At 70.4% G+C, this 20356-nt stretch carries 16 protein-coding genes and 1 pseudogene; 12 read left to right on the top strand and 5 right to left on the bottom strand.

The genetic code is table 11. The features are described from left to right. Positions 1-33: 33 nt before the first annotated feature. From KQY30_RS14720 to KQY30_RS14700, 5 genes are all read left to right on the top strand, one after another. A complete protein-coding gene (locus KQY30_RS14720) occupies positions 34-849 on the top strand; it encodes a phosphatase (protein ID WP_217307204.1) in 816 nt (271 codons plus the stop codon). 127 nt (positions 850-976) lie between these two features. Next, positions 977-1189, top strand: a complete 213-nt coding sequence (locus KQY30_RS14715; protein WP_014046653.1) for a helix-turn-helix domain-containing protein — start codon at positions 977-979, stop codon at positions 1187-1189. Positions 1190-1299: 110 nt separating this feature from the next. Next, positions 1300-1398 carry an AURKAIP1/COX24 domain-containing protein gene (locus tag KQY30_RS14710; protein WP_003948845.1) on the top strand — a complete coding sequence of 33 codons (99 nt, stop codon included), beginning with the start codon at positions 1300-1302 and terminating at the stop codon, positions 1396-1398. A gap of 190 nt (positions 1399-1588) precedes the next feature. Then, on the top strand, positions 1589-2626 hold the full coding sequence (locus tag KQY30_RS14705) for an NAD-dependent epimerase/dehydratase family protein (protein ID WP_046496985.1): 1038 nt from the start codon (positions 1589-1591) through the stop codon (positions 2624-2626). A 1-nt stretch (position 2627) separates the two neighbouring features. Next, positions 2628-3749: a lysophospholipid acyltransferase family protein gene (locus tag KQY30_RS14700; protein ID WP_217307203.1), complete on the top strand. Its 1122-nt coding sequence runs from the start codon at positions 2628-2630 to the stop codon at positions 3747-3749. 123 nt (positions 3750-3872) lie between these two features. Here KQY30_RS14700 and KQY30_RS14695 read toward each other — a convergent pair. The 3 genes and pseudogenes from KQY30_RS14695 to KQY30_RS14685 form a co-directional block, all read right to left on the bottom strand. Next, positions 3873-5095 (bottom strand): annotated as a pseudogene (locus KQY30_RS14695) (DUF5667 domain-containing protein). 341 nt (positions 5096-5436) lie between these two features. Next, entirely contained in the window at positions 5437-6231 is a 795-nt protein-coding gene (locus KQY30_RS14690) for an ECF subfamily RNA polymerase sigma factor, BldN family (RefSeq protein WP_217307202.1), read from the bottom strand. A 445-nt stretch (positions 6232-6676) separates the two neighbouring features. Then, complete coding sequence (locus tag KQY30_RS14685) at positions 6677-7606, bottom strand: HAD family phosphatase (protein ID WP_217307201.1); 930 nt, start codon at positions 7604-7606, stop codon at positions 6677-6679. Positions 7607-7748: 142 nt separating this feature from the next. On the opposite strand from KQY30_RS14685, the gene KQY30_RS14680 reads away from it, so the two are divergent. The 6 genes from KQY30_RS14680 (at position 7749) to hemB (ending at position 14424) form a co-directional block, all read left to right on the top strand. Next, complete coding sequence (locus tag KQY30_RS14680) at positions 7749-8093, top strand: glutaredoxin family protein (protein WP_217307200.1); 345 nt, start codon at positions 7749-7751, stop codon at positions 8091-8093. A 252-nt stretch (positions 8094-8345) separates the two neighbouring features. Beyond that, positions 8346-9146 carry a redox-sensing transcriptional repressor Rex gene (locus KQY30_RS14675; protein WP_217307199.1) on the top strand — a complete coding sequence of 267 codons (801 nt, stop codon included), beginning with the start codon at positions 8346-8348 and terminating at the stop codon, positions 9144-9146. Continuing rightward, positions 9143-10498 carry a glutamyl-tRNA reductase gene (locus KQY30_RS14670; protein WP_217307198.1) on the top strand — a complete coding sequence of 452 codons (1356 nt, stop codon included), beginning with the start codon at positions 9143-9145 and terminating at the stop codon, positions 10496-10498. The genes KQY30_RS14675 and KQY30_RS14670 overlap by 4 nt, the downstream gene beginning before the upstream one ends. Then, positions 10495-11472 (top strand): hydroxymethylbilane synthase, encoded by a 978-nt coding sequence (gene hemC, locus KQY30_RS14665; RefSeq protein ID WP_217307197.1) that lies wholly within the window; start codon positions 10495-10497, stop codon positions 11470-11472. The genes KQY30_RS14670 and hemC overlap by 4 nt, the downstream gene beginning before the upstream one ends. Next, positions 11469-13127 (top strand): bifunctional uroporphyrinogen-III C-methyltransferase/uroporphyrinogen-III synthase, encoded by a 1659-nt coding sequence (locus KQY30_RS14660; RefSeq protein WP_217307196.1) that lies wholly within the window; start codon positions 11469-11471, stop codon positions 13125-13127. Before hemC ends, KQY30_RS14660 begins: the two co-directional genes overlap by 4 nt. Positions 13128-13428: 301 nt before the next feature. Then, positions 13429-14424, top strand: coding sequence for a porphobilinogen synthase (hemB, locus tag KQY30_RS14655; RefSeq protein ID WP_217307195.1), 996 nt, complete (start codon positions 13429-13431; stop codon positions 14422-14424). A gap of 142 nt (positions 14425-14566) precedes the next feature. Here the strand turns inward: hemB and argS are convergent, their stop codons facing one another. After that, positions 14567-16390: an arginine--tRNA ligase gene (argS, locus tag KQY30_RS14650; RefSeq protein WP_217307194.1), complete on the bottom strand. Its 1824-nt coding sequence runs from the start codon at positions 16388-16390 to the stop codon at positions 14567-14569. A 184-nt stretch (positions 16391-16574) separates the two neighbouring features. Here argS and lysS point away from each other — a divergent pair, with 184 nt between their 5' ends. Next, positions 16575-18395, top strand: a complete 1821-nt coding sequence (lysS, locus tag KQY30_RS14645; protein WP_217307193.1) for a lysine--tRNA ligase — start codon at positions 16575-16577, stop codon at positions 18393-18395. A 108-nt stretch (positions 18396-18503) separates the two neighbouring features. Here the strand turns inward: lysS and KQY30_RS14640 are convergent, their stop codons facing one another. Next, positions 18504-20132, bottom strand: coding sequence for a DUF2637 domain-containing protein (locus tag KQY30_RS14640; protein WP_217307192.1), 1629 nt, complete (start codon positions 20130-20132; stop codon positions 18504-18506). Positions 20133-20356: the final 224 nt, after the last annotated feature.

Raw genomic sequence — 20356 nt, 5'->3', positions numbered from 1 at the left:
CGGGCGGGCGCCGGACGCGGAAGCATCAGCAGGGTGTTGAGCACCGGAGCGCTGCGGGCGCATCTGCTGGCGGCCGGTCTGGCCGGGCCCGTGGCCACCTCGCGGGAGGACAGCCTGCGCAGCTACCGTCTCTTCGCTGCCCGGGATCCGCGTGTCATGCTCGGTCTCGAGCCCGAAGGGGCATGGGGCGAGCGGGATGTACTCGGTCTGATGGCCGACAGATGCGGGGTGTCGCGCGATCCCGGCCGGGTGACGGGCACTGACGCGATCGACCCCGAGCTGACGCTGCGTGCGCTGGACGCGTTCGCGGGGCGGCTGCGGGCGGCCGTGGAGTGCGGGGCTCCGGTGCTGTTGGGGACGGGGCACCCGGAGCGGCTGCTCGGTTTCTACGCGGCTCTCGCAGACGCTTTGTCGGCGGCGGGATGTCTCGTACTCAGCCCGGCGCAGGGGCGATGTATCGACATAACGACCCGGTTCGGAGTACGCACGTACCGCCTGGACTACGTACGGGGAGTCGCGCTGGTGCGGAAGGCGGGCGTGCGGTCCGGCGGGCGTGAGACCGGCGCACATACCCACTCGCCGCTGCCGGTCCGGGTGGCTCTGGACGGTCTGGCGCGGTCCGGCGGGCCGCTTCCCGGACTGGTCGTCGGCGATCACGGATGGGCCTGCGGAGCAGGTCAGCTCGGCATTGAGGCCATCGGTCCTGCCGATACGGATGATCCCGCGCTGTTCGTCGGAGAGGCCGAGGGGCGCGTGTCGGTGGCCGTTCCGCTCTGGGGAGGCGCACGGTCGCCTTACTACCTGCCGCTTACGCGCTATGTACTCAATCGGGCGTGTCTGTCACAGTAGGCGGCCGGAGGCTGCTCCTCTTCCCCACTCGTATCACCCGCCCCTAGTCTGGATGTGAGCGCACAGCGACGAAGAGTTACCGGAGGGGAAGCCGGTGACCGTCGGGTGCGGAAGGTACAGGTGGGTCATGGCTGCTGGCAGCGAGAGGCCTCTCAACGAGGTCAAGTTCCTTACCGTGGCGGAAGTCGCCTCGGTGATGCGTGTGTCGAAGATGACCGTGTACCGGTTGGTGCACAGCGGTCATCTGCCGGCGATCCGGGTGGGAAGGTCATTCCGGGTTCCGGAGCAAGCGGTTCACGAGTATCTCCGCGAGTCCTTTGTGGGGGTTGAGTCCGCCTAGGGCATCCCTCGGATTACGTCCCTCACTCGGTGACGGGTAGGCTGGGCCGACGTAGGTCGTGTGGGCCCAGACGCCCCGCACCGAGTGAAGAGAAGTGAGCGAGGGTAGTCGTGGGCTCTGTTATCAAGAAGCGGCGCAAGCGGATGGCCAAGAAGAAGCACCGCAAGCTGCTCAAGCGCACCCGTGTTCAGCGTCGCAACAAGAAGTAGGCGACTGCTGTTCGCGCATTCGCGGCCCTTCCACCGGCTTGGTGGGAGGGCCGTGGTGTTTGCCGGTGAAAGTACTGTGCGACGCGTCGTACGGTCGTCGCCGCGTAATACCGACCGGCTACGGTGACGCGTAGAGGAGACCTTCGGGGAGTCCTTCAGAGAGAGCTTTTCTAGCGGAAGGCGCTGATTCGTGGGCAAGGTCGTGCTCGTGACGGGAGCGGCCCGGCAGCTCGGAGGCCGTTTCGTACGGCGTGTTCAACGCGATCCCGGTGTCGAGCGGGTGATCGCGGTGGACGCGGTCGAGCCCGCCCATGAGCTGGGCGACGCGGAATTCGTCCGCGCCGATATCCGCCGGCCCGCCATCGCGCGGGTGCTGGCCGAGCATCCCGTCGACACGGTCGTGCATATGGATGTGACGGGTACTCCGCTGGGCACGGGTGGCCGGGCCACGGTCAAGGAGACCAATGTCATCGGCACGATGCAGCTCCTGGGCGCCTGCCAGAAGTCGCCGTCCGTGAAACGGCTGGTCGTCAAGTCCAGTACGAGTGTGTACGGATCGGCGCCCCGCGATCCGGCGGTTTTCACCGAGACCACTCCGCCCAAGTCGCTGCCGAGCGGCGGCTTCGCGAAGGACGCGGTGGAGGTCGAGGGGTATGTACGGGGCTTCGCGCGGCGCAGGCCCGATGTGGCGGTCTGCGTACTGCGTTTCGCGAACATCCTGGGGCCCGCGGCCGATTCACCGCTCGCCGAGTATTTGTCCCTGCCGGTTCTGCCGACGGTTTTCGGTTATGACCCGCGGCTCCAGTTCGTCCATGAGGACGATGTCATCGACGTACTGATGATCGCCTCGGACGAGCCGCGGCGCGGCACCCTCAACAGCGGGACCTTCAATGTGGCCGGGGAGGGGGTGCTGCTGCTGTCGCAGTGCTCGCGGCGGCTGGGGCGGCCGACGGTGCCGGTGCCGCTGCCCGCGGTGACCTGGGTCGGCACGGCACTGCGCACGGTGGGGATGACGGATTTCTCGCCTGAGCAGATCAGGCTGCTGACTCATGGCCGGGTGGTGAGCACGGACCAGATGCGCGAGACACTGGGTTTTGAACCGACGTACTCGACCGCGGAGGCCTTCACGGACTTCGCGCGCGGCCGGGGCGCCGGGCTGCTGCCGCCCGAGGCAGTGGCCCGTACGGTCGACCGGCTCACCGGTCTCGTCAGCAAGGAGCGCACCTGACATGCCTGATGCCAAGGTCATCCCCTTCGGTGATGAGCCGCGGTCGAGGCGTGGCTCCGGCGCCGGCCGGCGGCAGCACGCCAAGGAGGCGGCGGCGAAGCGCGCGGGCCAGGGCCCGGGGGCCGGGGCGGGCTCGGGATCGGGTACGGGGGCGGGTACGGCGGGTCCGGGTACGGGTCCTGGGCGTACGGCGGGTCCGCTGAAGCCCGTACCGGAGCATGACGTACGGGAGCGGGATGTGCGCGAGCAGGACCAGGAACGCGAGCCGGAGCGGAGCGGCGGAAGCGGCTGGGAGCGGCGGGTGGCGGGCGGGCTGGCGTTTCTGCGCCGCCGGCTCACGGGGGAGTACGAGGTCGACGAGTTCGGCTACGACAAGGAACTCACCGACCAGGTCCTGATGTCGCTGATCCGGCCGTTCTACGAGAACTACTTCCGGGTCGAGGTGAAAGGCATCGAGAACATCCCGTCGGACGGCGGGGCGCTCGTGGTGGCCAATCACTCCGGGGTGCTGCCGCTGGACGGTCTGATGATGCAGGTCGCCGTCCATGACAACCATCCGGCGGAGCGGCATCTGCGGCTGCTCGCCGCCGATCTGGTCTTTGTGCTGCCGGTGGTCAACGAGCTGGCGCGGAAGGCCGGGCACACACTGGCGTGCGCGGAGGACGCGGAGCGGCTGCTGCTGCGCGGCGAGGTCGTCGGCGTGATGCCCGAGGGGTTCAAGGGCATCGGGAAACCGTTCGGCGACCGCTACAAGCTCCAGCGTTTCGGGCGCGGCGGGTTTGTGTCCACGGCGCTGCGGGCGCGGGTGCCGATCGTGCCCTGCTCGATCGTCGGGGCGGAAGAGATCTATCCGATGATCGGCAACGCGCGGACGCTGGCGCGGCTGCTGGGCATTCCGTACTTCCCGATCACGCCGACGTTTCCCTGGCTGGGGCCCTTCGGTGTGCTGCCGTTGCCGACGAAGTGGACGATCCAGTTCGGTGAGCCGATCGCGACGGACGGCTATCCGCCGGAGGCGGCGGACGATCCGATGCTGATGTTCAATCTGACGGATCAGGTGCGGGAGCAGATCCAGCACACGCTGTACAAGCTGCTGGTGCAGCGCCGCTCGGTGTTCTTCTGAGCCGTTGCCGTTGCCGTTGCCGTTGCCGTTGCCGTTGCCGCTGTTGCTGTTGCTGTGCGAGGCGTGGTGCTTCCTGTCTGGCTTGGGGAGCACCACGCCTCGAGGGCCGGCGCGTCGGTCGTGTCAGTCGGCGTCTTCGGCCCTGATGCCCAGGCCCGGCAGCAGATCCGGCAGCAGCGGCGGGATGGTGACATCCGGGGCCGGGCGCTCCGTACCGCTCTGGTTCTCGGTCGGGGACGGAGTGGCGCTGTTCGACGGCGGGTCGAGCAGTCCGCCCGTGCTGCCGCCGAGGAGCCCTTCCTCGGACGAGCTTTCCGAGTGCTGGCCGGGCGGGTGCGGTGCCTCCTCGCTGGGGTGCGAGCCCGCGCCGCTCGTGCTCGGTGAGGACGGCGAGGGGCGGTCGGGGCGGTTGGCGGCGGCCGAGTCCTGGGTGGCGCCGGGGCGGGTGATGCCCTGCTGAGTCTCGGGGGCGCGGGGCAGCAGCGACTGGAGCGGGGCGACCTCTTCGTCTATGGCGTCGAACACCGAACTGACCTCGTCCCCGACATCCGTGAGCTGTACGGGCAGCCGGTCGCGGAGTCCGTTCCAGGTGTCGCGGTGCGAGGCGGAGAACGAGGAGAGCGTGGCGATCGGGCCGAGTGAGCCGTCCCGTTCGTATGCCTGATGGAGCAGGCGGTGGCCCTCGGCGGCGTCGTGCTTCATTCCGTTGAGGGTGCGCCGGATCTCGGTCAGGGACTCGTGGTCGAGCCGGCCGGAGCGGCCGCGCTCCATCAGCCGCCGGGCCTCGCCGAGCCGGGTCGAGGCATGGTCGAGATACAGCTCGCCGCGGTCGGACTCGCCGTCCGCGAGATTGAGCTTGAAGTCCTCCATGCCGCGCTTCAGCCCGTACAGCGAGTCGCCGGGCAGGGCGTCGGAACTGGCCGCGGCCACCCCGCCGAACGCGCCCGCCGCCACGCCGACCGTGAGCCCGCCGGCCGCGAGTCCCTTGGACCAGCGGGATCTGGGGCGCAGCTTCCTGAACCGGGAGGCCCGGTGGGCGCCCCGGCCGGAGGTCCGCTGCTCAGGGACCGTAGGGCCCGGGGACACCCCCCGGCCGCTGTGCCCTCCAGCAGCATGGCCTCCATGGCCGCCACGAGCTGGGCCCGTTGTGCCACTTTGACCTCGGGGTCCAGCGTGGGTTTCGGCAGTTCGCCGAGGCCCTTCGCCAGAGCCAACAGCCGCCCCTGTTCGGCCGGTTCGGCCGACTCGGCGGGCTGTTGTCCGGCCGCCGCGCCCTGGACCGTCTGGTCTTCCAGGGCCTGGGCGAAGGCGTTCGCCCGCCGGTGTGCCGAAACGTTCGCGATCACTGGCGGCACCTCCTCTCGTCATGACGATCGACTCCCCTGGGGGTCCGGAAGGTTGCACGCCTTGAGCGCATCCACACGATCGAGTGAGTGGCTGCGGGCATGGCGTGACCGCAGGGAGCCTGCATCCCGCACAACGAGCGTCGCGGCACATGGGTTACGCGCGGAGGATGATCCGACCAGCGCGTCATCAAGGCGTCACCGAGGGTGAGTTGACGCTTGCGGCGAGAGACGAGGAGGGGGTACGGCGGGTGTGCGAGGGGGTGTTCGTGAGGGGCGGGCGAGGGGGCGGTGCGGGTACGGGGGGAGGGGAGGCGGGTGGCCACGCGGAGGGACGGCGGCGGTCAGCGGGCGTCTTCCGGGAGGAGCCGGGCCAGCGTACGGACGGCCCGGTACTGCAAGGTCTTGATCGCTCCTTCGTTCTTGCCCATGACCCGGGCCGTCTCCGCGACCGAGAGGCCCTGGAGGAAGCGCAGGGTGACGCACTCCTGCTGCTGCGGGTTGAGTTTCCGTACGGCTTCCAGCAGTGCCGCGTTCGACAGGGACTCCAGGACCGAGTCCTCCGGGCTGCGCTCCACCTCATTGGCGTCGAGCATTTCGCCCGTGGTCACTTCGAGCCGGAATCGGCTCGATTTGAAGTGGTCCGCGACCAGGTTGCGGGCGATGGTGACCAGCCAGGCGCCGAAGTCGCGTCCCTGGTAGGTGAAGGTGGAGATACGGCGCAGGGCGCGCAGGAAGGTCTCGCTGGTGAGGTCCTCCGCGGTCGCCTTTCCGCCCACGCGGTAATAGATGTAGCGGTAGACGGTGTCGCTGTACTGGTCGTACAGCCGGCCGAAGGCCTCGGCCTCGCCGGCCTGGGCGCGCTCGACGAGTTCCATCATGCGGGCGCTGTCGCTGTCGGCGGTGGGGCGGCGTGCGGGGGACGAGGCGGCGGTGGCGCCGCGGCTTCCCCGTCTGCCGACCGCCGCACCGCCGTTCGCCAGGGCATAACAAGGACCGATAGGGCCGCTCACGGCAGGGGCCGGTGCGGCGAGGGCGGGGACGGCGTACGCGGTGGGGACGAAGCCGCGCAAGTGGTCGAGGACCGTTGCGCGCAGCGTAGCCAGGCCCGAGGCGTCAACCCCGACGTGTGGGTACACGGGACTCCCAGAGGCAGAGCTTCCATCACGTGCAGTGCGGGACCATTCACTCGTCGTGGCGACGTGTGGGGTCCGGTATGCGTCTGAGGAGAATAACGCTTCGTACAGGCAGTGCTACACCCAGTTGCTCAAATCATCGATTACGTCGCTTCCGTGACGCCTAGGCGGCGTATCAAGTAGCACATCGTGACCGTTTATTGATCGGATTGCGTCAAGATCTGCCTGGTGTCGTGATGGGTTGTGGCGGGTGATGACCTGTGTCGCGCCACGGGCGGTCCCGGGGACTGGCGGCCGGGGCGCGCGGGTAGAACGGCCGGTTCGGCCTTGTACGGGCACGGCCGGAGGCACACCGGGAGCGCGGCGGTACGGGAGCGCGGAAGCGGCGGGGACACGGGCCGCCGGGTTACGGGGCCGCCGCTGGGTTACGGGTCTGGAGCGTCCGGTGTCAGCGGCGGCGGCGGTGCAGGGCGACCGCGGCGGCCGTGCCGCCCGCGAGGGCACCCACTCCGGCTGCCGCCGGGATGCCGACCTTGGCCGCCTTGCGGCCGGTCCGGTAGTCGCGCAGCCGCCAGTCGAGCCGGCGCGCGTGTTTGCGGAGCTTGGTGTCCGGGTTGATGGCGTACGGGTGGCCGACCAGCGACAGCATCGGGATGTCGTTGTGCGAGTCGCTGTAGGCCGCGCAGCGGTCCAGGTCGAAGCCCTCCCTGGCGGCCAGGGCGCGGACGGCCTCGGCCTTCGCCGGGCCGTGCAGCGGCTCGCCGACGAGCTTGCCGGTGTAGACGCCGTCGACCGATTCGGCGACCGTGCCGAGCGCGCCGGTCAGACCGAGCCTGCGGGCGATGATCGTCGCGGTCTCGACGGGCGCGGCCGTCACCAGCCAGACCTGCTGGCCGGCGTCGAGATGGGCCTGGGCCAGGGCACGGGTGCCGGGCCAGATGCGGTCGGCCATGTACTCGTCGTAGATCTCCTCGCCGATGGACATCAGCTCGGCGACCCGGTGGCCCTTGACGATGGAGAGGGCGCTGTCGCGGGCGTCCTGCATGTGCTCGGGGTCCTCGACCCCGGCCACCCGGAACCAGGCCTGCTGCCAGGCGAACCGGGCGAGCTCGCGGCGCTGGAAGAACTTCCTCTTGTACAGGCCGCGGCCGAAGTGGAAGAGCGCGGCGCCCTGCATCACGGTGTTGTCGAGGTCGAAGAACGCCGCGGCGCGCGCGTCCCCGACGACCGGGAATTCCGGGGTCTCCTCGCGGGGCTCCCGCGGCTCCGGGGTCTCCTGCGTGGACTTCAGTCCTGCCTCGGCTGCGGCCTCGCCCGCGAGCACGCTCCGCGCCGTCGCGGAGCGCTTGCGAGGGGTGAGCCATCCCAGTGCGGCCATAGCGTGAGCATAGCCAGTCTGTTCGGAACTGCCTGACGGGTGAGGATGCCATGGGGTGAACTCTGTCCGACCGGTGCGTTAATCGGACGATCAGCGGTTGCCTGTGGACAGCGGGCCGTCTCCAGGGCCGCCCGGGAGCAGAATGGGCCGCATGAGTCCTCTGTTGCGGCGTACGGCGAAGGCGGAGCCGGACGATGCGCCGAAGAAGAAATCGAAGGAATCGAAGAATGCGCGGAAGGAAGCCGGCGAGAGGGTGGTGACACTTCTCTCGAAGCCGGGGTGTCATCTCTGTGACGATGCGCGTGCGGTGGTCGCGGCCGTGTGCGCGGAGGCGGGAGCATCCTGGGAGGAAAAGGACATCACTCAGGACGAGGCGCTGTATCGCGCTTACTGGGAGCAGATTCCGGTGGTGCTGGTGGACGGCGAACAGCACACGTTCTGGCGGGTGGACGCCGATCGGCTCCGACGGGAACTGGGGGCTGACTGAAAAGACGGTTACCATCGTGGGCGCTTTGCTGGGTAAGGAGTGTGTGCGGTTTTGCCCCCTTCGTGTGTGCAACGGCTTGACGCGGTCGCCGGTTCCGGGACCGCCCGATCGGGATGCGTGACCCCGGTCACTTTGCTCGGACAAAGTGGACACAATCTTTGTGCACGCGTTCACAAAGACATAGCCTGCATTCGACGGGGCGGTCCTGGGACATACGGCCGCCTGCAGCCTCGCTCATCCCGCAGGAGCACCGTGGCAACTGGCCGAACTCACCGACCGGCGACTCGCAGCCGAGGAATCCCCGAGGCCACCGTCGCCCGGCTTCCGCTGTATCTGCGGGCGCTGACCGCTCTGTCTGAGCGTTCCGTCCCCACGGTCTCCTCCGAGGAGCTCGCGACCGCGGCCGGGGTGAATTCCGCCAAGCTCCGCAAGGACTTCTCCTACCTGGGCTCGTACGGGACACGGGGTGTCGGGTACGACGTCGAGTACCTCGTCTACCAGATCTCCCGTGAGCTGGGGCTCACCCAGGACTGGCCGGTCGTCATCGTCGGCATCGGTAACCTCGGCGCCGCGCTCGCCAACTACGGCGGGTTCGCCTCCCGGGGGTTCCGGGTCGCCGCGCTGATAGACGCCGACCCCGCGATGGCGGGCAAGCCGGTCGCCGGGATGCCGGTCCAGCACACGGACGAGCTGGAGAAGATCATCAGTGACAACGGCGTCTCGATCGGGGTCATCGCGACCCCCGCGGGCGCCGCCCAGCAGGTCTGTGAGCGGCTGGTCGCCGCCGGGGTGACCTCGATCCTCAACTTCGCGCCGACCGTGCTCTCCGTTCCCGACGGAGTGGACGTACGGAAGGTCGACCTTTCCATCGAGCTCCAGATCCTCGCCTTCCACGAGCAGCGCAAGGCCGGTGAGGAAGCCGCCACCGAAGCCGCGCTGGCCGCGGCGGCCGAGCGCGACACCGCAGCCGAGGGCCCGGCGGACGGCGCGGTCGACGGCGCCGCGAGCCGGAAGGGGCCCGACGGGGACGTTCCGGCGGTGATGCCGGCATGAGTCTCCTGGTCGTCGGACTGAGCCACCGCAGCGCGCCGGTGAGTGTGCTGGAGCGGGCGTCGCTGCCCACCGACACACAGATCAAGCTGTTGCAGGACGCCCTCGCCGCGGAGCCCGTGACCGAGGCCGCCGTTCTCGCGACCTGCAACCGGATCGAGCTGTACGCCGACGTCGACAAGTTCCACGCCGGGGTCGCCGAGCTGACCACGCTTCTCGCCCAGCACAGCGGCGCGGGACTGGACGAGCTCACCCCGTATCTCTATGTGCACTACGAGGACCGCGCCGTCCACCACCTCTTCTCGGTGGCCTGCGGTCTGGACTCCATGGTCGTCGGCGAGGGCCAGATCCTCGGCCAGATCAAGGACGCGCTGGCCCTGGGGCAGGAGCTGCACACCGCGGGCCGCCTCCTCAACGACCTCTTCCAGCAGGCGCTGCGCGTCGGCAAGCGCGCCCACAGCGAGACCGGCATCGACCGGGCCGGGCAGTCCCTCGTCACCTTCGGTCTGGAGCAGCTCGCGGCGGGCCGGGCGGTCGAGGACTGGGCCGGAGGCAAGCGGGCGCTGGTGATCGGCGCCGGCTCGATGTCCTCCCTGGCCGCCGCCACACTCGCCCGCGCCGGGGTCGCCGAGATCGTCATCGCCAACCGCACGGCCGCCCGCGCCGACCGGCTCGTACAGATCCTCAACCAGCCCGGCGGTACGGGTGTCAGGGCGCGCGCCGTGAGCATGGCGGCCGTCGGCGCCGAGCTGGCACACGCCGACATCGTCGTGTCCTGCACCGGTTCCACCGGCCTGGTGCTGACCGCCGCGGTCGTCGGGGCCGCGCTCCAGGACCGTACGGCTCCGCAGGCGCTCCTCGATCTGGCCATGCCCCGGGACATCGACTCCGGTGTGCACCGCCTCGGCGGTGCCAGACTGATGGACATAGAGTCGCTGGCCGAAGCCTCGGCGGACGCCCCGATGGCCGCCGATGTCGATCAGGTGCGCACCATCGTCTCCGACGAGGTCGCCGCCTTCGGCGCCGCCCAGCGCGCCGCGCACATCACACCCACCGTGGTCGCGCTGCGCGCCATGGCCGCCGATGTGGTGAGCAGCGAGGTCGCGCGGCTCGAAGGCCGGCTCCCCGATCTCGACGACAGACAGCGCGCCGAGGTCACCAGGACCGTGCGCCGTGTCGTCGACAAACTCCTGCACGCGCCCACCGTGCGGGTCAAGCAGCTCGCCAGCGAGCCCGGCGGCGCCGGGTACGCGGACGCGCTGCGTGAACTCTTCGACCTCGACCCGCAGACGGTCGCCGCCGTCAGCCGGGCCGACCTGAATGACACCGACGGTGTAGGCAGAGGGCGAGTATGACCGACAAGGCATTGAGGCCCGAGAAGGCACTGAGGCTCGGCACCAGGCGCAGCACGCTCGCCAGGGCCCAGTCCGCGCTGGTGGCCGAGGCGGTGCGCGAGCTGTCCGGCCGGCCGGTGGAGCTGGTCGAGATCACCACGTACGGCGACACCTCGCGCGAGCACCTCACACAGATCGGCGGTACGGGCGTCTTCGTCACCGCGCTGCGCGACGCGCTGCTCAGAGGCGAGATCGACTTCGCCGTGCACTCCCTCAAGGACCTGCCGACGGCCCAGCCCGACGAGCTGACGCTGGCCGCCGTGCCGCGCCGCGAGGACCCGAGGGACGCGCTGATCGCACGGGACGGGCTGACCCTGGACCGGCTCCCGGCCGGAGCCCGCGTCGGTACGGGGTCGCCGCGCCGCGCCGCCCAGCTCAACGCGTACGCCCGCAGTCACGGCCTCGCCTTCGAGACCGTACCGATCCGCGGGAACATCGACACGCGGATCGGGCATGTCCACGGGGGCAGGCTCGACGCAGTCGTGCTCGCCGCCGCCGGACTGCACCGGATCGGCAGAACCGGCGAGGTGACCGACTTCCTTCCGGTCGACACCGTCCTGCCCGCCCCCGGCCAGGGGGCCCTCGCCGTCGAGTGCGCCGCGGTCAACGTGGACCTCGCCGCCCTGCTCGCCGGACTCGACGACCCGCACACCCGGGCCGCCGTGACCGCCGAGCGATCCCTGCTCGCCGCCCTGGAGGCCGGCTGCAGCGCACCTGTGGGTGCCCTGGCCGACCTGCTGGCCGACGGACAGGTTGTCAACGAAATGCGCCTGCGCGGCGCCGTCGGCACGCTCGACGGCTCGACGCTGGTGCTGCTGTCCACCACCGGTCCCGTACCCACGTCGCACGGCGACGCCATCGCGCTCGGTCGCGAACTCGCGTCCGAGATGCTCGCCAAGGGTGCGGCCGGTCTTATGGGGGAGCGAGCACATTGAGCCCCACCACTGACCTTCCAGCCTTCGCCGCATCGGGGCACGTCACCTTCCTCGGTGCAGGACCCGGAGATCCGGGTCTGCTGACACTCCGCGCCGTCGAGGCGCTCTCGGGAGCGGATGTACTGATCGCCGAGCCGGATGTGCTCGCTGTGGTACGCAGCCATGCCAGGGCGGGAGTGAGCACCCCTGCACTGACGGTTGTCGACGATGCGTCAACAGCCGCCGGAATTCCCGCGATCCGGGATGCGGCCAATCTTGTCATGGAGGCCGCGCGGGGCGGCAAGCGGGTCGTCCGTGCGGTCACCGGGGACCCCGGTCTCGACGGCGACGCGGGCACGGAGATGCTCGCCTGCGCCTCCGCCGGGATTCCCTTCGAGGTCGTCCCCGGTATCGCCGCCGCCGTCGGGGTGCCGGCATACGCCGGGGTGCCGCTGCGCGACGCGCAGGGCACGGACGTACGCCTCGTGGACGCCAGGACCGCCAGCGACCGCTGCTGGACCGAGGTCGGCGCGAGCGACGGCACGGTCGTCGTCTCCACCACCCTGGAGTCGGTCGCGGGCGCCGCGGGCGAACTGGTCGCGGCGGGCCGCAAGCCCGACACGCCGATGACGGTCACCGTCGCCGGTACGACCACGCGCCAGCGCACCTGGACGGCCACCCTCGGCACCATCGGGCAGACCCTGAAGCAGGCCAAGGTGCTGCCCTCCCCGGAGGGGCATCAGCCCGTCATAGCCGTGGTCGGCGAGCGCAGCGCGGCCGCGCAGCGCGACCAGCTCGCGTGGTTCGAGTCCAAGCCGCTGTTCGGCTGGAAGGTGCTCGTGCCGCGGACGAAGGAGCAGGCCGCGTCGCTCTCCGACCAGCTCAGGTCGTACGGCGCGGTCCCGCACGAGGTCCCGACCATCGCGGTGGAGCCGCCGCGTACGCCCCAGCAGATGGAGCGCGCGGTCAAGGGCCTGGTCACAGGACGGTACGAATGGATCGCCTTCACCTCGGTCAACGCGGTCAAGGCGGTGCGGGAGAAGTTCGAGGAGTACGGTCTCGACGCCCGCGCGTTCGCCGGGATCAAGGTGGCGGCGGTGGGCGAGCAGACCGCCGCGGCCCTGGTCGACTTCGGGGTGAAGCCCGATCTGGTGCCCTCCGGCGAGCAGTCGGCCGCGGGGCTGCTGGAGGACTGGCCGCCGTACGACCCGGTGTTCGACCCGATCGACCGGGTGTTCCTGCCGCGCGCCGATATCGCCACCGAGACGCTGGTGGCGGGGCTGATCGAGCTGGGCTGGGAGGTCGACGACGTCACGGCGTACCGCACCGTGCGCGCCTCGCCGCCGCCGGCCGAGACCCGGGAGGCCATCAAGGGCGGCGGCTTCGACGCGGTGCTGTTCACCTCGTCCTCGACCGTGCGGAATCTCGTCGGTATCGCGGGCAAGCCGCACAATGTGACGGTGATTGCCTGTATCGGCCCGGCCACGGCGAAGACCGCCGAGGAGCACGGTCTGCGGGTCGATGTCCTCGCGCCGGAGCCGTCGGTGCACAAGCTGGCCGAGGCGCTGGCCGCGTTCGGCACGCAGCGCCGGGAGTCGGCGCGGGAGGCCGGTGATCCGGTGACGCGGCCGAGCGAGCGCAGGCCGGGGAGCCGCAGGCGGCGTACGACGACCTGAGCCGGCCTGAGCCGAGCGTGTGTGTGGTGGGGGGTCCGGCCGTCTACGCGGCCGGACCCCCCACTGCTGTGCCCGGTCCCGTGCCCGCTCCTGTGGCCGGTCTTTCCGGTCGCTGTGTCGGTAAGGCGGCGGGGTGCCCGGGGCTATGGTCGAAGGTGGTCCAAGGGCCGGCCGGATGTCCTGACCGACCCCGACGACACCGGAACACGAGCGGACCACGGACACCGAACGGCCACGGACACCGAACGACCGACACCGAGCACTCACGGACACCGAGCACACACCCAAGAGGCGACAGACGATGACTCAGTACGGATCCTTTCCCGGCGCGCGGCCCCGGCGGCTGCGGGTGAACCCGGTGCTGCGCCGCATGGTCGCGGAGACCCGGCTGCACCCGGCGGACCTCATCCTCCCCGCGTTCGTACGGGAGGGGATCACCCGCCCCGCGCCCATCGCCGCGATGCCCGGTGTCGTCCAGCACACGCTGGACACCGTGCGCAAGGCAGCGGTGGAGGCCGCCACCGCGGGCGTCTCCGCGATCATGCTCTTCGGTGTCCCCGAGGACACCAAGAAGGACGCGGCGGGCACGGCGGGCACGGACCCCGACGGCATCCTCCAGACCGCGATCCGCGCGGTGAAGGAGGAGACGGGCGACGAGCTGATCGTCATGTCGGACCTGTGCCTGGACGAGTACACCGACCACGGCCACTGCGGAGTCCTGGACGACCAAGGGCGCGTCGACAACGACGCGACGCTCGAACGGTACGCCGAGATGGCCCGGGTCCAGGCCGACGCGGGCGTCCATGTGGTGGGCGCCAGCGGCATGATGGACGGCCAGATCGGGGTGATCCGCCGGGCGCTGGACGGCATCGGCAAGGAGGACGTGTCGATCCTCGCGTACACCGCGAAGTACTCGTCCGCGTTCTACGGGCCCTTCCGCGAGGCCGTGGGCTCCTCGCTCAAGGGCGACCGCAAGACGTACCAGCAGGACCCCGCCAATGTCCGGGAGGCCCTGCGCGAGCTGGCGCTCGACCTCGAAGAGGGCGCCGACATGGTGATGGTCAAGCCGGCCCTCCCGTATCTGGACGTCCTGGCGCGGATCGCCGCCGAGGTGGCCGTGCCGGTCGCGGCGTACCAGATCTCCGGCGAGTACGCGATGGTCGAGGCGGCGGCGGAGAAGGGCTGGATCGACCGCGACGCGGCGATCATGGAGACCCTCACCGGGATCAGGCGCGCGGGCGCGGGCATGATCCTGACGTACTGGGCGACGGAGGTCGCGCAGAAACTCGCCCGCTGACGTCGGCTGAACCGCTCGCCCGCCCGTCGGTCAGGCCGGACGGGCGGGCGAACGGTTCAGTGGGTACTAGCGGGTGTCTTGTCGATCAGGCCGGATCGGTGGCCGGGCCCCGCGAGCCCGGCAAGATCGGCGAGACACCCCTCTAGAGGCGCTCGGGGGCCCGGATGCCGAGCAGGGCCAGGCCCTGCTGGAGCGTGCGGGCCGTCAGGTCGCAGAGGAAAAGACGGTTCTCGACCTGGGCCGGGGTGTCCGCCTTCAGGACCGGGCACTGGTCGTAGAACGTCGTGAAGTGCGACGCGAGCTGGTACAGATACGCCGCCAGCTTGTGCGGCTCGTACGAGGACGAGACCTCGGCCAGGACCTGCCCGAACTCGTCCACATGCAGACCCAGCGCACGCTCGGCCGGAGCCAGTTCCAGCTCCGGGTGGGCGGCGGGCCCGGTGTCGCCCGCCTTGCGCAGGATCGACTTGATACGGGCGTACGCGTACTGGAGGTAGACCGAGGTGTCGCCGTTCAGCGAGACCATCTGGTCCAGGTCGAACTTGTAGTCCCGTACGGCCGACGTCGACAGGTCCGCGTACTTCACGGCGCCGATCCCGACATACCGCCCGTTCTCGACGATCTCCCGCTCACTGAGACCGGCCTTCTCGGCCTTCTCCCGCACCACCGCCGTCGCCCGCTCGACCGCCTCGTCGAGCAGGTCCTGGAGCCGTACGGTCTCGCCGCCACGTGTCTTGAACGGCTTGCCGTCCTTGCCGAGGACCGTGCCGAACGCCAACTGGAAGGCATGCACCCGCTCGTCCAGCCAGCCGGCCCGCCGCGCCGTCTCGAAGACCATCTTGAAGTGCAGCGACTGCCGGACGTCCACCACGTACAGCAGAGCCGTGGCGTCCAGGTTCCGCACCCGGTCGCGGATCGCGGAGAGGTCCGTGGCGGCGTATCCGTACCCGCCGTTGCTCTTCTTGACGATCAGCGGGACCTGCTTGCCGTCCGGGCCCTTCACATCGTCGAAGAAGACACAGAGCGCGCCCTCGGAGCGGACGGCGACGCCCGTCTCCTCCAGGATCCGGCAGGTCTCCTCCAGCATGTGGTTGTAGCCGGACTCGCCGACGATGTCGGCGTCGTGGATCTCCATGTCGAGCTTGTCGAAGACCGAGTAGAAGTAGATCTTCGACTCGTCCACGAACTTCTGCCAGAAGGCGAGGGTCTCCTCGTCGCCCGCCTGGAGGGCCACCACGCGGTCCCGCGAGCGGTCCTTGAACTCCTCGTCGGAGTCGAAGAGGGCGCGCGAGGCCTTGTAGAGCCGGTCCAGGTTCGACATCGCGGTCTCGCCGTCGGCGGCGGCGCCCGCGTCGGTGCCGACGGCGTCGCTGCTCGGGCCGCCTTGACCGCCGTGGTCGCCGCCGCTCCTGTGGTCCAGCTCGTGCGGGTGCTCGATCAGATACTGGATGAGCATGCCGAACTGGGTGCCCCAGTCGCCGATGTGGTGCCGCCTGATCACCTTCTCGCCGGTGAACTCCAGGATCTCGACCATCGCCGCGCCGATCACCGCCGACCGCAGATGCCCGACGTGCATCTCCTTGGCGACGTTCGGCTGCGCGTAGTCGATCACCGTCGTGCCCGGCTGCTCGGCGTACGGGACACCGAGCCGGGTGTCCGCGGCGCGGGCCGCCAGGGTCTCGATGATCGCCCGGTCGGTGAGGGTGATGTTCAGGAATCCGGGTCCGGAGACCTCGATCTCCTTGATCACATCACCGGCGGCGACCTTCGACACGACCTGGGACGCCAGCTCGCGCGGATTGCCCTTGAGCTGCTTGGCGAGCGCCAGAATGCCATTGGCCTGGAAGTCGGCCCGGTCGCTGCGTCGGAGCAGCGGGGCGGCGGAACCGGCCTTCGGCAGGGCTGCCGAGAGGGCGTCCGCGATGCGCTGATCGACGGTCGAAGCGAGGGAAGAGACCGGGGCCATGGGCTGGTGCCGTTCCTGTCGAGTGCGGTGAGCAATCCCCAGTATCCCATGGGGCCGCAAAGGGTTTTCGCTCTGTCCGAGGGACCTGGGACAATGAGGGGCACCGGTTCCTCATGGCCACCGGTCCACCCGGATGACCACCGGTCCGCCGGTTTCTCAGGCAGGGCGTAGCAGAAAGAAGGACGTGCCGATCGTGGCTCAGAGCACCGAGACCGACTGGGTCTCCCGTTTCGCGGACGATGTCATCGCCGAGTCGGAGCGGCGTGCGTCTGGCGCGAAACAATCACCCGCCGCCGCCCCGGTGGTCGTCGTCGCGTCCGGGCTCTCCCCCTCCGGCCCGATCCACCTGGGGAATCTGCGCGAGGTCATGACCCCGCACCTGGTCGCGGACGAGATCCGCCGGCGGGGGTACGAGGTCCGGCACCTGCTCTCCTGGGACGACTACGACCGGTACCGCAAGGTGCCCGCGGGTGTGCCCGGTACGGACCCGTCCTGGGCGGAGCACATCGGCAAGCCCCTGACCTCCGTGCCCGCCCCGGCCGGGTCCCCGTACCCGAACTGGGCCGAGCACTTCAAGGCCGCGATGACCGAGTCGCTGGCCGAGCTGGGGGTCGAGTACGACGGGATCAGCCAGACCGCGCAGTACACCTCGGGGGCGTACCGCGAGCAGATCCTGCACGCGATGAGGCACCGCGCCGAGATCGACGCGATCCTCGACCGCTACCGGACGAAGGACAAGGACAAGAGCCAGGACAAGGGCACCGCGAAGGGCCAGGCGCAGGCCGGGCAGGCCGGGCAGGCCGCTCAGGCCAAGGGCGGGCAGAAGAAGGCCGAGGAGGCCGAGCTGGCGGCCGAGGAGGGCTCGGGCGCGGCCTCCGAGGACGACGGCAGCGGCGGCTCCGCGGGCTATTTCCCGTACAAGCCGTACTGCGGCGGCTGCGGCAAGGACCTGACCACCGTCACCGCGTACGACGACGAGACGACGGAGCTGACCTACACCTGCGCGGAGTGCGGCTTCTCCGAGACCGTGCGGCTGAGCGAGTTCAACCGCGGCAAGCTGGTCTGGAAGGTCGACTGGCCGATGCGCTGGGCGTACGAGGGCGTGGTCTTCGAGCCGTCCGGGGTCGACCACTCCTCGCCGGGGTCCTCGTTCGTCGTCGGCGGGCAGATCGTGCGCGAGATCTTCGACGGGGTGCAGCCGATCGGCCCGATGTACGCCTTCGTCGGGATCTCCGGCATGGCGAAGATGTCGTCGAGCAAGGGCGGCGTGCCCACCCCGGCCGACGCGCTCAAGATCATGGAGGCGCCGCTGCTGCGCTGGCTCTACGCGCGGCGCAGGCCCAACCAGTCGTTCAAGATCGCCTTCGACCAGGAGATCCAGCGGCTGTACGACGAGTGGGACGCGCTGGAGCGCAAGGTCGCGGACGGTTCGGTGCTGCCGGCCGACGCCGCCGCGTACGCGCGCGCCACGAGCACGGCCGCCGGTGAGCTGCCGCGTACGGCGCGCCCGCTGCCGTACCGCACGCTGGCCTCGGTCGTGGACATCACGGCCGGTGCCGAGGAGCAGACCCTGCGGATCCTGAGCGAGCTGGACCCGGCCCGGCCGCTGACCTCGCTGGACGAGGCGCGCCCCCGGCTGGACCGCGCGGAGAACTGGATCACCAGCCAGGTGCCGGCCGAGGCGCGCACGGTCGTACGGTCCGAGCCGGACCAGGAGCTGCTGGCCTCGCTGGACGAGCGGGGGCGGGAGTCGCTGCGGCTGCTGCTGGAGGGCCTGGACAGCCACTGGTCGCTGGACGGGCTGACCACGCTGGTGTACGGGGTGCCGAAGGTGCTGGAGGGCCTGGAGCCCGACGCGAAGCCGACGCCGGAGCTGAAGACCGCGCAGCGGCAGTTCTTCGCGCTGCTGTACACGCTGCTGGTGAGCCGGGACACCGGGCCGCGGCTGCCGACACTGCTGCTGGCGGTGGGGACGGACCGGGTACGGAAACTGCTCGGCGCGTGACGGGCGCGGGGCCGGGCGGGTCTGCTCGCGGGCTGCCCATGGCCTGCCCGCGGGCCCGGTTCCGCGAGGGGACCCTGCGGGCCCGGTTCCGCGGGCCGGCCGGTCCGGCTACGCGATGTGCTCCGCCCCGTCCAGGTTGGACTGGAAGCGGTGGCGGAAGTCGCGCAGATAGGTCCGGAGCGAACTCTCGCTCAGCGGGCCGCCCGTGCGGCCCGTGACGCCGTAGAGGTCCATGAGGTAGAGGCCGAACTGACGGGCGTTGGGGAAGTCCCCGTGCTCACTGACGTACTTGCGGAAGGCGCCGAAGTACGCCTCCTCGCGGGAGACGTCGTCGGGCAGGCCGGGGACGGGCAGTTCGTCGTCGGCCTGCCCGGGCGGTTCCGGGATCCGGTCGTCGGGTCCTCCGGGGCCCGGGGCCGGACCCTGGGCGGGGCCGGGGCCGGGCCCCGCCGCCTGCTGTGTCTGGTCGGCGTACTGCGGCTGCTGGTACGGCTGCTGCTGGTACGCCTGGGCCTCGGCCTGTGCCGCTGCCTGCTGCGGCGCCTGGGCCTGGGCCTGGGCCTGCGGACCGTACTGCCCGTCCATCCGGGGGCCGGGGACGCCGACTCCGCCGAGCGGGCGGCTGCGGCCCGGGCCTGACGGGATCATCACCGGGGTGGGCTCCAGGCCCTCCACATAGGTGGGGTTGTAGGCGCCCTCGTACGCGCCCTCCGGCACCTGCGGCGCGGCGAACCAGGGGCTCGTGTGGGACACGGGCTGGGGCTGCGGCTGGAACTGCGGATCTGGCTGGGGCTGGTGCTGGGGCTGGCCCTGCGGCTCGGCTTCGGGCTGCGGGTGCTGCTGGGCCTGTCCCTGCGGTTGCTGATGCTGCTGGGGCTCGGGCTGCTGGTGCGACGGGAGTTGCTCGTACCGGTCCTGCTGGTGCTCCTGCTGGTCCTGCCGCTGCGTGGCTCCCTGGGGGTCCGGCACCTGGGCGTTGGCGTTGGCCGGTATCTCGGTTCGGGCCTGCGGGAGTTCGGCGACCGGGGGTGCGGGCGGCAGCAGCACCGGTTCGATACCGGCGGCGGCGAGACCCGAGGCCGCGGTGTCCGCCAGCGGGACGCCGTACTTGGCGAGCCGCAGCGGCATCAGCGCCTCGATGGGCGCCTTGCGCCGCCAGTTGCGGCCGAACCGCGCCTGGAGGCGCGACTGGTAGATGAGCCGGTCCTGTTCGAGCTTGATGACCTGCTCGTACGAGCGCAGCTCCCACAGCTTCATCCTGCGCCACAGCATGAACGTCGGCCCCGGCGACAGCAGCCAGCGGGTCAGGCGCACACCCTCCATGTGCTTGTCGGCGGTGATGTCCGCGATCCGGCCGACCGCGTGCCGCGCGGCCTCGACCGAGACGATGAAGAGGAGGGGGATCACCGCGTGCATACCGACGCCGAGCGGGTCCGGCCAGGCCGCCGCTCCGTTGAAGGCGATGGTGGCGGCCGTCAGGATCCACGCCGACTGGCGCAGCAGCGGGAAGGGGATCCGGATCCAGGTCAGCAGGAGGTCGAGTGCGAGCAGGACACAGATGCCCGCGTCGATACCGATCGGGAAGACGAGCGAGAACCTCCCGAAGCCCTTCTCCTCGGCGAGTACGCGTACGGCTGCGTACGAGCCCGCGAAGCCGATCGCGGCGATGATGACCGCTCCGAAGATCACGACCCCGACGAGTATTCGGTGCGTGCGTGTGAGCTGCATCGCGGCCACCCGCGATCCCCTCCCGTAATCGACCCCTTTTATGACGCCGTGCGACGCCCCGCGACGTCGTGTGCGACACCGGGCACTCGGTCAGGTACTCGACAACCGATACCCGACGGCCCGACATCTGGCGGGCACAGCCTGGCACATGTGTGCGCATGGCGTGGCGCGGGGAGCGGAGCCGGCCCCCTCCGAGAAGGGCCGGACCCCATGGAAAAGCGAAGAAAACGCCC

This window comes from Streptomyces sp. GMY02 (assembly GCF_019056675.1).
Taxonomy (GTDB): Bacteria; Actinomycetota; Actinomycetes; order Streptomycetales; family Streptomycetaceae; genus Streptomyces; species Streptomyces odonnellii.
The sequence above is the reverse complement of the archived record's forward strand: the minus strand, read 5'-3'. Positions and strand labels throughout refer to the sequence as shown.